Origin of the sequence: Psychrobacter sp. JCM 18900 (assembly GCF_904846625.1) — a bacterium.
Classification (GTDB): domain Bacteria; phylum Pseudomonadota; class Gammaproteobacteria; order Pseudomonadales; family Moraxellaceae; genus Psychrobacter.
In genome coordinates this window covers 500537-513431 of sequence record NZ_CAJHBL010000003.1, presented here as the reverse complement: position 1 = coordinate 513431, position 12895 = coordinate 500537, and the positions used below count along the sequence as shown (strand labels likewise).

Genomic DNA, 12895 nt, shown 5'->3' with positions numbered 1-12895 from the left:
TATCATATTCACTCGCCGTGATGTTAATACTGACGCGTAAAAGCTGTGCCTAAACCGTACTTAAACAGACACTTGCCTCTAGAAATACACAATGAGCCGACTAAATTTGAGCAAAAATGATAGGTGACTATTATGTATATTCGTTGATATAACGACAAATAAAAAAGGACATCACCATGGTGGCGATATCCTTTTATTAATCAAAACAATATTTTTTGACTGCTATCTTTGACTACTGTTAGCTATTAACTAGTGCTTTCTGTCGTTGGTTGCTCGCTAATGTCTGCATCTGCACCCTTATCTACATCTTCACCAACTGTACTCGTTGCAGACGCTGGTACCGCAAAGTACTTTTGATTAATTTTATCGTAAGTACCATTAGCTTTTATATTAGCAAGAGACTGATTAATCTTTGCTTGTAGCGGATCGCCTGGGCGTACTGCTATTGCAAAGTTATCATTAATATCGATCTCATCACCTTTGAGCGCATATTTGCTACCAGCATTTGAGCTCAGCCATTCTATGGCAGGCAGCTTATCAGAAATCATCGCATCGACACGGTTTGAACCGAGATCCAAAAACGCATTGCTCAACGTATCATAAAGCTTCATATCGGCTTTTGGATACGTGTCTTCTAGCCACTGCGATGAAATGGTTGAACGCTGTGCAGCAATAGAATGCGAGTCAATATCACTGTTGTTACTAGAGTCAAAACTGCTGTCTTTTTTGGCCAAAAAAACCAAGGCATTGCTAAAGTACGGATCGGTAAAGCTCACCTGCTGCGAACGCTCTGGAGTAACAGACATCGCCGCCACAATCGCATCGTACTTACCTGCTTTTAGACCAGGAATAATACCGTCCCAGTCCTGCGCTACAATCTCACAAGTAACCTGCATATCCGCACAAAGTGCATTTGCTATCTCAACATCAAAACCACCCAGTGTCCCATCGGCATTGGTATAGTTAAAAGGTGCATAGGCCCCTTCTGTACCGATGCGTAATACATCACCTGTAGAGGCTGCCGTTGCTTCGTTAGCATCTGGATTGGTATCAGCCGCACTCTCTTGGCTATTGCTACAGCCAGCAACGGTAAAGGCCGTCGCTAGTGCAAACAATGACATAGACAGACGACTGGCTACATTAATGTTAGATTTGCTAGTCGTGGCACATATTGGGGCACAATGGTTGCTCATGATCATCCTTGGTTTTTGCTTGAGTAAACAACACGTCTTTACACAACAGCAGTCAAACTACTAGATATCGTATTAGTTAGCTGGTGCTTCTTCTTCAGCGACCACTACTTCTTCGACACTATCAGTTGTTGCGACCGCTTTTTGAGCAGCAGCAGTTGAGCTAGTACCAAAATAGCTACCCGTGATTTGATCATAGGTGCCGTTGTCTTTTAGCTCAGCCAATGCCGCATTGAACTTAGCAACTAACGGATCGCCTTTACGGAAGGCAATACCCATTGCGTCGTCATTGGTGCTGATTTCTTCACCTTTGACTTCGTAACCTTTGCCTGCGTCTGTTTTTAACCAGTCAATACCCGTTACTTTGTCAGACATCATACCGCGCACACGACCTGAGGTCAGATCTAGATAAGCATTGTCTTGCGTATCATATAATTTGATATCAGCATCTGCATGCTCGTCTTGTAGGTATTGCGAGGCAACAGTTGAGCGCTGTGAGGCAATTGGTAGACCTGTTAGTGACTCTACGCTTAAGTCATCACCTTTTTTGCCGATCAAGATGATACCGCTATGGAAGTAAGGATCACTGAAATCAACCACTTCTTTACGCTCAGGCGTGATAGACATACCTGCGATAGCTGCATCAAATTTCTGTGCGTTAAGCCCTGGAATCAAACCATCCCAATCTTGAGAGATGACTTCACACTCAGCTTTCATTTGTGCACATAGTGCGTCAACCAGCTCAATCTCGTAACCAATCAGTTTGCCATCTGCATCGGTATAACTAAAAGGCTTATAGCTTGATTCTGTCGCAATTTTGATATTTAAAGGCGCTTCAGTAGCGGTGTCAGCTTCAGCATTTTCTGCTGGTGCTGAGCTATTGTTACAGCCTGCCAACATTAGCATTGCTGCGCTAAGTGGTGCTAGCCACAATGCTTTTTTGCTCATTGATGATGTCATTGAAATTGTCATAAGTTTTATTCCTTAATATATTTACCAGCTGTATCGTCAATCACTGCTTGCTGATTTATGCTTATAAACACCGTTTATTTAAAATATGCCCAGTTTTAAGCATTACTCGCATCAAACGTTATGTGTTCTAAGCATAAATCTTCAGTGAGTCATTATTGACCAAAGTTCATCTGCTCAAGACGTGCAAGCTCACCGTTACTACGGATTTCGCTCAATGCTTTGTCAAAGTCAGCTTTGAGTGAGTCACCTTTACGTACAGCAATGGCAATATTGTCATCGTTATCAATTTCATCACCAACGATACCGAAGCCCGCTGCGTTTTCTGCTAACCATGATTTGGCAGAAACTTTTTCGGCCAATACGGCATCGCTACGACCAGATTTTAGATCTAGATAGGCATTGTCATAGTTGTCATACAATTGAACTGTGTTGCCTTCTTTACCTTCGTAGTTATCCTGTAGATAAGCACCTGGCGTAGTAGAACGTTGACCACCAAGCGTTGCATCTTTAATCGTCATAGGATCAAAACCACCATCCGTATTGGTCAACCATACCATCGTATTGGCAAAGTACGGCTCGCTGAAATCAACTTTTTCTTGACGCTCAGCAGTAATAGACATACCTGCAATCACAGCATCATATTTCTGTGCCAATAGACCAGGGATGATACCGTCCCAGTCCTGTGCAACGATTTCACACTTTGCTTGCATTTGATCACACAAGGCATTGGCAACATCGATATCAAAACCTGCCAAGCTGCCGTCAGCGTTGGTGTAGTTGAATGGAGGGTAAGCGCCTTCGGTGGCGATACGAATGGTTTTACCAGTGGTTTCTGCTGCAGGGGCGTCAGCGTTGGTATCGGTAGTTTCATCGGCAGGTTGGCTACAAGCGCTCAACATCAATGCAGCAGTAACGGTCATTGATGACCACAATAGGCGAGAATTCGACATCATACGTTCCTTAAATTCTGATGGGTTTTACATAAGTTTTTGACAGGATTTTCTGACTTAGGGTTCTGATATTTTGTTCTCTGACGTCCCTGCCAGACAAGCAATATAGATAGCAGAATAACAGACAGCCACGAGACGTGACGGCCTATAAACCTTTTGATAATACCTGAGTAAAATATCAAAAACAAACGTTTTGCATACTCAGAGTTATCATTAAGCAATAAACAGTCAACAATGGTTACGTTACAGTGATTTTACGTTTGGCAGGGCAAATGGTGACAAGAGTGTTGCCACCATTTATATTGGACATGATATTAAGCAAAAAATTAATAATTAAGTAGGACGGTGTGATGCCATAAAGTCTTTGACACGCTCAGAGGTAGGGTTATCAAAGACTTGCTCAGGTGTGCCAATTTCTTCAACCACACCTTGATGTAAAAAGACGACTTTGCTTGATACTTCACGGGCAAAGCGCATTTCGTGAGTAACGATAAGCATCGTACGTCCCTCTTCTGCTAGCTCGCGCATTACCGCAAGCACTTCGTTAACCAGTTCAGGATCTAGCGCAGAGGTTGGTTCATCAAATAGTAGAACTTGTGGCTGCATAGCAAGTGCACGGGCAATTGCGACACGCTGACGCTGACCACCAGATAAGTTCGCAGGATATGCATCTTTTTTGTCTAGTAGGCCTACTTTATCGAGCAATTTTTCTGCATCGCTAATCGCTTGGTCTTTTTTAATCTTTAAGACCTGCGTTGGCCCTTCGATGATGTTTTGTAGAATTGTCTTATGCGGCCATAGGTTAAAGTTCTGAAAGACAAACCCCACGCGTGCGCGCAAGCTTTCTAGCTGCTTCACGTCTGCTGCTTGTAGCTCACCTGATTTAGCAGGTTTTAGCATCAGCTCTTCGTTACCGATCAAGATACGACCATGATTGGGGTTTTCTAGAAGATTAATACAACGCAGCAACGTCGACTTACCTGAGCCAGATGAGCCCAAAATAGAGATAACATCGCCATCATAGGCAGTCAGGGATACCCCTTTTAATACCTCTAATGAGCCGTAGCTTTTATGGATGTCTTGTAAGTCTAGGGCGATAGGCCGAGTCGGGTTTTTTGCAGTATCAAGCATGGTTCAGCAGACTTCCAATAAATATGAGTGAAAACACGAATAAAATAAGAGCTATATCTATATATAGTACAAGCATCTAGATGCATTATCGTAATATGCCTGATGAGGCAAAGAGAAAAATGCCATATTGTCTCTTATTACGCAGTAAAAAGGCAAATATTGTATTTAACCAACGGGTTAATCAGCTTCTAACAAACCGCGAATACAAAAAAGCCCAGACTGCATTTATCGCTCTGGGCTTTATTTTATCACTTTAGAATACGAGACGTTGTGTTATCTGATAACTGCCTATTTATAGTATGTGCTTAGTACATCTAATATGTAGCTAGTGCATTCTATAGTATGCGATTAGTACGTCGATACATGCTCTGAGTCTTCAGTACCATCCATCATATCCGCATCTTCTGCTGTCGCCACTGCTACATCATCGTTATTGGTAACGTCCATACCCTCATCATCGGCACTAGCAACGGCCACATCATCATTGTCACTCGCTGTCGCACTTTCTTCTACAGAGGTTTGAGCGTCTACAGTAGTGTCAGCTTCAGTTTCCATCGGTGTGTCGTCTTTTTTGCTACAAGCGCCTAATGCCAAAGCACCTGCTACCAAGCCAACCGTTAACCAATTTTTATAAGTCGTATTTTTCGTAGCCATGTTCGTTCTCCATCACTCATCATAATAAGATTAAGTACTATCTACTGATAGCCTTGCTGTTTTAATGCTTACTATACTGAGGATATCTCGCAGCTACCTTAGTATTTACAGCGCAATTCTGTTAAAAACACGTAAAGATATAGTGGAGTACTGATAACGCAGTTATTTTAAATAAACACCGCTTAGCATGAATAATATTACTTTGAATAAGCCCTTACAAGAGCATCGCAAAGCGGATTCTGTTCACAAAATCATCTTTACTATCGTCCCAATCTGCTCTATGTTAAATAGCATAATGACCTCTCACTATCTGAGTAGGCATTCAAAACTTCTTTTTTTGCGACACTTTTCGCCTTTTTAGGTACTTTTACCTATATAAAATTGGGCGCTTTTAGTTATAAAAAACCTGTATCACATAAGGAAAATAATTTATGAGTCAATCGAATACTACGGATATTACGACCTATATGCAGTCTGTCGGCAAGCAAGCACGAGCTGCTTCTCGCGCGCTGGCTGCTGCCAACACTGGCGATAAAAATTCAGCACTATTAGCCATTCATGATGAGCTGGTCAATGCCAAACAAGACATCTTGGCAGCTAATAAAATCGATATGGACAACGGTCAAAAAAACAATCTTGATAGTGCACTCCTCGACCGCTTGGAGCTAAACGAAGCACGATTTAACGGTATGCTACAAGGTCTTAAAGACGTCGCTGGCCTTCCTGACCCAATTGGTGAAGTCACTGACATGACTTATCAGCCATCGGGTATTCATTTGGGTAAAATGCGGGTGCCACTTGGCGTAGTCGGTATGATTTATGAGTCGCGTCCTAACGTAACATTGGAGGCTGCCTCACTGGCACTCAAGTCAGGCAATGCCATTATTTTACGCGGTGGTTCTGAAGCCTTTGAGTCTAACCAAGCCATTGCCAAATGCATCATCAAAGGTCTTAGCCATACTGATCTATCGGAACATAGCGTGCAAGTGCTACAGACGACCGATCGTGCAGCCGTCGGTGAGCTGATTACTATGACTGAATATGTCGATGTCATCGTACCACGTGGTGGTAAAGGTCTGATTGCGCGTATTAGCAACGATGCCAAAGTCCCTGTGATCAAGCATCTAGATGGTAACTGCCATACCTTTATTGATAGCAATGCAGATCCTGAGATTGCGATTAAGGTCAGTGTCAATGCCAAAACACATCGCTACGGCACTTGTAATACGATGGAGACGCTACTGGTCGATGAAACAGTCGCAGATGAGCTATTGCCTAAAATAGCAGAGGCCATCGTCGCTGCTGATAACGCAATGCAACTACGCCTTGATGACAAATCACAAGCTATTCTAAATGAGAGTGCTAAGCTTGAAGGTCATCTATCAGCTGCCACTTCTGAGGATTGGGATACTGAATATTTAGCTCCTATCCTAGCGGTAAAAGTGGTCTCAGGTATTGACGAAGCGATTGAACATATCAATACGCACGGCAGCCATCATACCGATGTCATCATCACTGATAACTATACCAAGTCGCAGCGCTTCATCCGTGAAGTGGACTCGGCCAGCGTTATGATTAACGCTTCTAGCCGTTTTGCTGATGGTTTCGAATACGGTCTCGGTGCTGAGATTGGTATCTCAACGGACAAAATCCATGCGCGTGGTCCTGTCGGTCTCGAAGGTCTGACTTCGCAAAAATGGATCGTTTATGGTCATGGCGAAACCCGTGCTTAATCATACTAGCATCGACTATCGAAACGAGTAATCAGAAACGTCAGCAATTATGCTGGCGTTTCTTCGTTTAAATCACAAGTATTTTAGTTAAGGCATTTAAATTATAGGGAGCGGTACGACCATGCAAAGTGGCAAGATTAAGCACTGGAACGAAGATAAAGGCTATGGCTTTATCGATGTAGATAATCAAAGTGAAGATGTGTTCTTTCATATTAGCAAAGCACGATTGGCAAAGCCTATAACGGTTGGTCAAAGTGTCTATTTTAACAGTGCTCGTAACGACAAAAATCAATTGAGAGCTACTGAAGTGACCTCATCTTCGTTGAGCCTTGACCAAGATACTGCATCAGATGTTCCAAGCTATACACCTACTAATGCCAATAGAAATAGCCATCATAGCACTCGTAACTCAAATCGTAGCAGTCAAAACAGCAGACCCAATAAAAGAAGCTTAGGCTCTACGCTATTTAGCCTTATCGCTATAATCGCTGTCGCTTTCTATTTCTTTGGTGATTTAAATTCGACATTGTTTGCTGATAGCATCGAGTCGACAACGGTATCGCAGGACGTAAATAATAATACGAGCCAAGTCGCCCGTGCTGGTATAACAGGTGATGCACAGGTCGATAATACGATTGCGCTTATTCAGCAAGGCGGCCCGTTTCCTTATCCAAATAAAGATGGCACGACGTTTTATAACCGTGAAGGCAGACTACCCGCCCAGTCACAAGGCTACTACCGCGAATATACCGTACCCACCCCTGGTGTCTCTCATCGCGGCGCACGGCGTATCGTCACAGGTGGTAACCCACCTACCGTCTATTACTTGACTATCGACCACTATGATAGCTTTCAAAGACTACAGGTGCCTTAATATGAAACGAGCTGATATGAAACAAGCCATCCACTACGTTAATCAAAGCCATGTTAATCAAGACCACATTAACCAAAACGGTACAGCACTGGGTACTAGCATTCCTGCGCAGGCTGTTACTATAGCCGTAGGTGACACGCTCGAGAAAACTGAGTTATTGACGAGTTTGGCCAAGGCCTGTGACTTTCCTAGTTATTTTTCACACAACTGGGACAGTGCATGGGATTGTCTAACAGACAGTGAGGCAATTTATTTGAGGCTGGATTTAACAGACGTCAAAAGGATAAATACTGAGGACTTCAATGTCTTTAAAAGCATCATTGAGGATGCCTTTAGAGAATTTGGCAAACCACAATTGTGGATCATCGTGCCATCTGAGGATGAAGCTTATAAGTTAGAAAGTTAGTCGTTGAAAGCCTATATTGCAAGCCCGACCGCCGATAGTCACCGATAATTATTCGTCATCATAGAAACCTGAATTCGAGATAAAGCCATATTTATCCCGAATTCAGGTTAATTTATTTTATAGAAAGGATTAACCTATGGAGATTACCTTAAACGGTTATTACACCCTGATATTGGCCACCTTAGTGCTGCTGCTTGGGCGGTTTTTGGTGCGGAGAGTCAAGTTTTTAGAAGACTTTAATATTCCAGAACCTGTTGCTGGTGGTCTGGTCGCGGCGATTGTTGTCTATGCTCTCAATATGGTTTGGGGATATAGTTTTAACTTTCATCAAGGATTACAGACCGCCACCATGTTGATGTTCTTTGCGTCCATCGGTCTGAGTGCTGATTTCAGTCGATTAAAAGCAGGCGGCACACCATTATTGATTTTTACTATCGTTGTTTCAGTATTCATTGTATTGCAGGATGTCGTTGGTGTGGCCATGGCAAGTGCGTTAGGACTTGATCCTCTGCTCGGTCTGGTGACAGGGTCTATCGCTCTAACTGGTGGTCACGGTACAGCAGGCGCTTGGGGTATTACGTTAGAACAAGACTACGGCGTGGTCGGTGCGACGACGCTTGGTATCGCGGTTGCTACTTATGGTTTGGTCGCAGGTGGTATCGTTGGGGGTCCTGTTGCCCGTCGCTTGATTAACCGACTTGGGTTAAAACCAACGCTAGCCAACCCTGATCCTAGCGATATCGAAAAAGTTGCTGGTGCACAGTCGTTATATAGCACCAAACACGATGAGGAGTCTGCAGGTAGTAATAAAGATATCTTTGAAAGACCTGATAGCATGCGCTTTATCACAGCGTCCTCTACTATCGAGACTTTGGCACTATTCGCAGGTGCTTTGGCTTTTGCCGATGTAATGGCCATAGTTGCTGAAGGCACCTGGTTTGAGTTGCCGACGTTCGTATGGGCACTGGCAGGTGGTGTCATCATTCGCAATGTACTGACGATGGTCTTCAATTTTGATATGTTTGACCGCTCAATTGATGTACTTGGTAATGCATCTTTAAGCCTATTTTTAGCGATGGCATTATTGTCTTTAAAACTTTGGCAGCTGACCGATTTGGCGGGTCCTGTATTAGTCATATTGGTTGTACAGACCATCATTATGATTATCTACGTTTACCTGATTACCTTTAAAATTATGGGTAAAGACTATGACGCAGCTGTATTGTCAGCGGGTCATTGTGGTTTTGGTATGGGTGCAACACCGACAGCGATTGCAAATATGCAGGCAGTCACTGATCGCTATCTGCCTTCACCTAAAGCATTCCTAATCGTGCCAATGGTTGGTGCGTTCTTCGTTGATATCGTTAATGCCACGATATTGCAGATTTTTACGAAGTTGCCGTTTATGTAGGCTGATACTGTCCCAGATTAAAACTTAATAGCCATCTAGCAAATAACAAATACTAGCCATCGAAAAGCCCGCCAAGACTCATCTTGGTGGGCTTTTTTAATTATCAAGTTATAAGAGAATGTTCAATCAAACCATTTATTTATACTTCTTAATTTCACCACTTTTCACACGCGCTATGAAAGAATTAACCTCTCTTTTCACAATTGGCATCAAGAAGTACAGACCGATGATGTTGAAGATCGCCATAGCGAACAGAGCCGCATCTGAGAAGTCGATAACGAAGCTGAACTGTACGATGGTACCGATAACAACGAAGATTAAGAAGATAAGTTTGTATATCATCTCGCCGCCTTTACCTTCACCAAAGAGGTAAGTCCAAGCTTTTAGACCATAATATGACCATGAAATCATCGTTGAGAAAGCAAACAATAATACCGCGACAGCTAAGAAATACTGGAAGATAGGAGCCGTTTCCATGAAGGCTGCACGGGTTAGATCCACACCAGTAAGTGCTTGGGTTTGCAAGTTTGCGGCAGTGTTCACCCCAGAGATAGTAATAACAAGCGCCGTCATCGTACAGATAACAACCGTATCAATGAAAGGCTCTAATAGCGCTACTAGACCCTCAGTAGCAGGCTCTTTGGTTTTTACTGCTGAGTGAGCAATAGCGGCTGAACCAACGCCCGCTTCGTTAGAGAAAGTTGCACGTTTTAAACCTTGAATCAATGCGCCAATAAAGCCACCAGCCACGCCAGCACCAGTAAAGGCACCTGTGAAAATCTCGCCAAATGCAGTGCCGATATGATTAAAGTTAGCAATCAGTACGATTACCGCCATAGTAATGTATAACAAAGCCATAAAAGGTACGACTTTTTCGGTAACGGTTGCGATGCGCGGCATACCACCAATGATAACCATACCGACTAAAAATGCTAAGCCAATACCAAAGAACACACTGTAATCCGTTGGAATGCTAAAAGTAGAGCTCATGACTGCAAAGGCTTGGTTACCTTGGAACATGTTACCAGCACCAAAGGTCGCCAATATACACATGAGTGCAAACCCAACAGCCAGAAACTTACCTAATCCGCCCATACCACGTTCAGCCATGCCGCGGCTTAGGTAGTACATAGGGCCACCTGATACGACACCAGATGGTAGTACCGTACGATATTTGACGCCTAACGTACATTCTACAAACTTAGTCGCCATACCGAATAGGCCGACCATAATCATCCAAAAGGTAGCGCCAGGTCCACCAATAGCAAGTGCTGCACCAACACCTGCGATATTACCAAGACCAACGGTACCTGATAATGCAGTAGCTAAGGCTTGAAAGTGGCTGACCTCGCCTTCTTCTTTGTTGGCCGGATTGGGATCGGTATATTTGCCTCTGACAATATCTAAAGACAAGCCTATTTGGCGAAATTGAATAAATCCAAAGTAAAAGGTGAAGATGAGTGCAGCAACTAATAACCAACCTACAATGAGCGGGAAGCTGACGTCTCCAAGAGGTACTGAAAAGAAAATAAGATCGACGAACCAGCCAAATATATTGGCCATAAAGCCATCAAGACCTGCTCCAAATGCTGCTAAACCTGATTGTTCTGCTGCTTGCGCAAGAGTCGTGCTGAGTAATAGCATCGTTGCGACTAAAGATTGTTTTTTCATGTAAATCCCTTTATTGAAAATAATATTTATATAATTATTCAATCAATTACAGCGATACTAATACAAAGTGTAACTATTTATTATAATTTGTATTAGTATTATTACTAAATGTTCAATACTGACTATATACTAATATTTTTGTATAAACAAAGAGATTTACACATTTTTCTTAATTAAACATCAACTTAGCTCTTTAAAACTAATAGCGGAACTCAATCAAGCTCACTACACTTATCGAAAAATGTCGGTAGTAATTTTCAGGTTAAATAACGGACTTAAATATAATTAAAAGAGCTCAATGGCAATATCAACATAGGTTTGCGTTAAATGACATAATATTCATAGAGAGCAATAACAAAAAAACCGCTAAGCAAAAGCTTAGCGGTTTTTTTTATTACCATTCTAAAGTTTACTGATTTTTAGCATAGACTGGTAATTCTGCACAGATAGCTTCTACTTTAGCGCGTACTTCAGTCGCAACCACTTCATCACCGCGGCTGTCTAGTACGTCACAGATCCAACCTGCCAACTCACCCGCTTGTGCTTCGTTGAAGCCACGAGTAGTAATCGCTGGCGTACCGATACGAATACCAGAAGTCACGAATGGTGATTTTGGATCGTTTGGTACAGCGTTTTTGTTGACAGTGATGTGTGCTTCACCAAGCCATTTGTCTGCTTCTTTACCCGTCATCTCTTGCTTAACGAGACTGATCAGCATTAGATGGTTTTCAGTACCACCAGAGATAACTTCATAGCCGCGCTCTTGAACCACTTTTGCCATGGCTTGCGCGTTTTTCACTACTTGCTGCTGATACGTTTTGAAGTTATCTTCTAACGCTTCTTTAAAGCAAACCGCTTTTGCAGCGATGACATGCATCAACGGGCCACCTTGGTTGCCTGGGAATACAGCTGAGTTTAGCTTCTTAGCCAATACTTCATCACGTGCCAAAATCATACCTGAGCGTGGGCCACGTAGAGTTTTGTGCGTCGTCGTTGTAACCACATCAGCGAAAGGTACTGGGTTTGGATAAACACCGCCAGCAACTAGACCAGCAACGTGTGCCATATCGACCAATAGATACGCGCCTACTTCGTCCGCGATGTCACGGAAACGCTGCCAATCAACTACTTGTGAGTATGCTGAGAAACCCGCGATGATCATTTTTGGCTTATGCTCACGCGCCAAGCTCTCTACTTGATCATAATCAATAAGGCCAGTGCCATCTACCAATCCGTACTGTACGGCATTGTAGTTCAAACCTGAGAAGTTGATGTGTGCGCCATGCGTCAAGTGACCACCAGCGTCTAAGCTCATGCCTAGTACAGTGTCATTTGCTTCTAGCAATGCTAAAAATACGGCTGAGTTTGCTTGGCTACCAGAATGCGGCTGAACGTTCACATACTCTGCACCGAACAACTCTTTAGCACGGTCAATAGCCAATTGCTCAACTACGTCCACATGCTCACAACCACCATAATAACGCTTGCCAGGATAGCCTTCTGCGTATTTATTGGTAAGGTCAGTACCTTGTGCTTCCATCACTGCTTGTGAGCAGTAGTTTTCAGAGGCGATAAGCTCGATATGGTTTTCTTGACGAACGCTTTCTGCGGCCATCGCTTCAGCAAGTACTGGATCAAAATCTTTGATAGAAATATCTTTAAACATAGTGATGTCCTAAGTAGTGACTGTCATTAAAAAACGTCATTGAAAAGAAGCTTATAGCCTGCCCACAATAAAACAACTACTGCGTCAACGTCGCTGAAGTACTATTAATACCTCTGCACGCTGTTTTTCTGCAGTCTGTTTTATGGTATGACCCTTATTGTGAATGGAGTCTATTAGCAAAGATTGAAATAAGAATAAATACAGGCGACTGACCTGTTATTAACCTGACTGATTCGT

General features: G+C 43.0%; 11 protein-coding genes. 4 read left to right on the top strand and 7 right to left on the bottom strand.

Translation table 11 applies throughout. The annotated features are described in order from the left end of the window. Nucleotides 1-245 precede the first annotated feature (245 nt). From JMX96_RS07755 to JMX96_RS07735, 5 genes are all read right to left on the bottom strand, one after another. Entirely contained in the window at nucleotides 246-1193 is a 948-nt protein-coding gene (locus tag JMX96_RS07755) for an ABC transporter substrate-binding protein (protein WP_201568415.1), read from the bottom strand. 72 nt (nucleotides 1194-1265) lie between these two features. Then, nucleotides 1266-2162 carry a transporter substrate-binding domain-containing protein gene (locus JMX96_RS07750; protein WP_201568414.1) on the bottom strand — a complete coding sequence of 299 codons (897 nt, stop codon included), beginning with the start codon at nucleotides 2160-2162 and terminating at the stop codon, nucleotides 1266-1268. A gap of 152 nt (nucleotides 2163-2314) precedes the next feature. After that, nucleotides 2315-3115, bottom strand: a complete 801-nt coding sequence (locus JMX96_RS07745; protein WP_180958123.1) for a transporter substrate-binding domain-containing protein — start codon at nucleotides 3113-3115, stop codon at nucleotides 2315-2317. A gap of 330 nt (nucleotides 3116-3445) precedes the next feature. Next, nucleotides 3446-4243 (bottom strand): ABC transporter ATP-binding protein, encoded by a 798-nt coding sequence (locus JMX96_RS07740; protein WP_057758311.1) that lies wholly within the window; start codon nucleotides 4241-4243, stop codon nucleotides 3446-3448. A 348-nt stretch (nucleotides 4244-4591) separates the two neighbouring features. Continuing rightward, nucleotides 4592-4897 (bottom strand): hypothetical protein, encoded by a 306-nt coding sequence (locus tag JMX96_RS07735; protein ID WP_179799076.1) that lies wholly within the window; start codon nucleotides 4895-4897, stop codon nucleotides 4592-4594. Nucleotides 4898-5328: 431 nt separating this feature from the next. Here JMX96_RS07735 and JMX96_RS07730 point away from each other — a divergent pair, with 431 nt between their 5' ends. The 4 genes from JMX96_RS07730 (at nucleotide 5329) to gltS (ending at nucleotide 9321) form a co-directional block, all read left to right on the top strand. Continuing rightward, nucleotides 5329-6630 (top strand): glutamate-5-semialdehyde dehydrogenase, encoded by a 1302-nt coding sequence (locus JMX96_RS07730; RefSeq protein ID WP_201568413.1) that lies wholly within the window; start codon nucleotides 5329-5331, stop codon nucleotides 6628-6630. A 121-nt stretch (nucleotides 6631-6751) separates the two neighbouring features. Further along, complete coding sequence (locus tag JMX96_RS13680; protein ID WP_201568412.1) at nucleotides 6752-7504, top strand: ribonuclease domain-containing protein; 753 nt, start codon at nucleotides 6752-6754, stop codon at nucleotides 7502-7504. 16 nt (nucleotides 7505-7520) lie between these two features. Beyond that, on the top strand, nucleotides 7521-7910 hold the full coding sequence (locus tag JMX96_RS07720; protein WP_201568409.1) for a barstar family protein: 390 nt from the start codon (nucleotides 7521-7523) through the stop codon (nucleotides 7908-7910). A 136-nt stretch (nucleotides 7911-8046) separates the two neighbouring features. Continuing rightward, entirely contained in the window at nucleotides 8047-9321 is a 1275-nt protein-coding gene (gene gltS, locus JMX96_RS07715) for a sodium/glutamate symporter (protein WP_201568407.1), read from the top strand. A 135-nt stretch (nucleotides 9322-9456) separates the two neighbouring features. Here the strand turns inward: gltS and JMX96_RS07710 are convergent, their stop codons facing one another. Both JMX96_RS07710 and glyA read right to left on the bottom strand, forming a co-directional pair. Further along, complete coding sequence (locus JMX96_RS07710) at nucleotides 9457-10992, bottom strand: alanine/glycine:cation symporter family protein (RefSeq protein WP_201568405.1); 1536 nt, start codon at nucleotides 10990-10992, stop codon at nucleotides 9457-9459. Nucleotides 10993-11401: 409 nt separating this feature from the next. Next, entirely contained in the window at nucleotides 11402-12658 is a 1257-nt protein-coding gene (glyA, locus tag JMX96_RS07705; RefSeq protein ID WP_201568403.1) for a serine hydroxymethyltransferase, read from the bottom strand. Nucleotides 12659-12895: the final 237 nt, after the last annotated feature.

Bases quoted from the DNA above. Each gene is read 5' to 3' on its own strand.
- JMX96_RS07755 (WP_201568415.1), bottom strand. From the start codon at position 1,193: ATGAGCAACCATTGTGCCCCAATATGTGCCACGACTAGCAAATCTAAC.
- JMX96_RS07750 (WP_201568414.1), bottom strand. From the start codon at position 2,162: ATGACAATTTCAATGACATCATCAATGAGCAAAAAAGCATTGTGGCTA.
- JMX96_RS07745 (WP_180958123.1), bottom strand. From the start codon at position 3,115: ATGATGTCGAATTCTCGCCTATTGTGGTCATCAATGACCGTTACTGCT.
- JMX96_RS07740 (WP_057758311.1), bottom strand. From the start codon at position 4,243: ATGCTTGATACTGCAAAAAACCCGACTCGGCCTATCGCCCTAGACTTA.
- JMX96_RS07735 (WP_179799076.1), bottom strand. From the start codon at position 4,897: ATGGCTACGAAAAATACGACTTATAAAAATTGGTTAACGGTTGGCTTG.
- JMX96_RS07730 (WP_201568413.1), top strand. From the start codon at position 5,329: ATGAGTCAATCGAATACTACGGATATTACGACCTATATGCAGTCTGTC.
- JMX96_RS13680 (WP_201568412.1), top strand. From the start codon at position 6,752: ATGCAAAGTGGCAAGATTAAGCACTGGAACGAAGATAAAGGCTATGGC.
- JMX96_RS07720 (WP_201568409.1), top strand. From the start codon at position 7,521: ATGAAACAAGCCATCCACTACGTTAATCAAAGCCATGTTAATCAAGAC.
- gltS (WP_201568407.1), top strand. From the start codon at position 8,047: ATGGAGATTACCTTAAACGGTTATTACACCCTGATATTGGCCACCTTA.
- JMX96_RS07710 (WP_201568405.1), bottom strand. From the start codon at position 10,992: ATGAAAAAACAATCTTTAGTCGCAACGATGCTATTACTCAGCACGACT.
- glyA (WP_201568403.1), bottom strand. From the start codon at position 12,658: ATGTTTAAAGATATTTCTATCAAAGATTTTGATCCAGTACTTGCTGAA.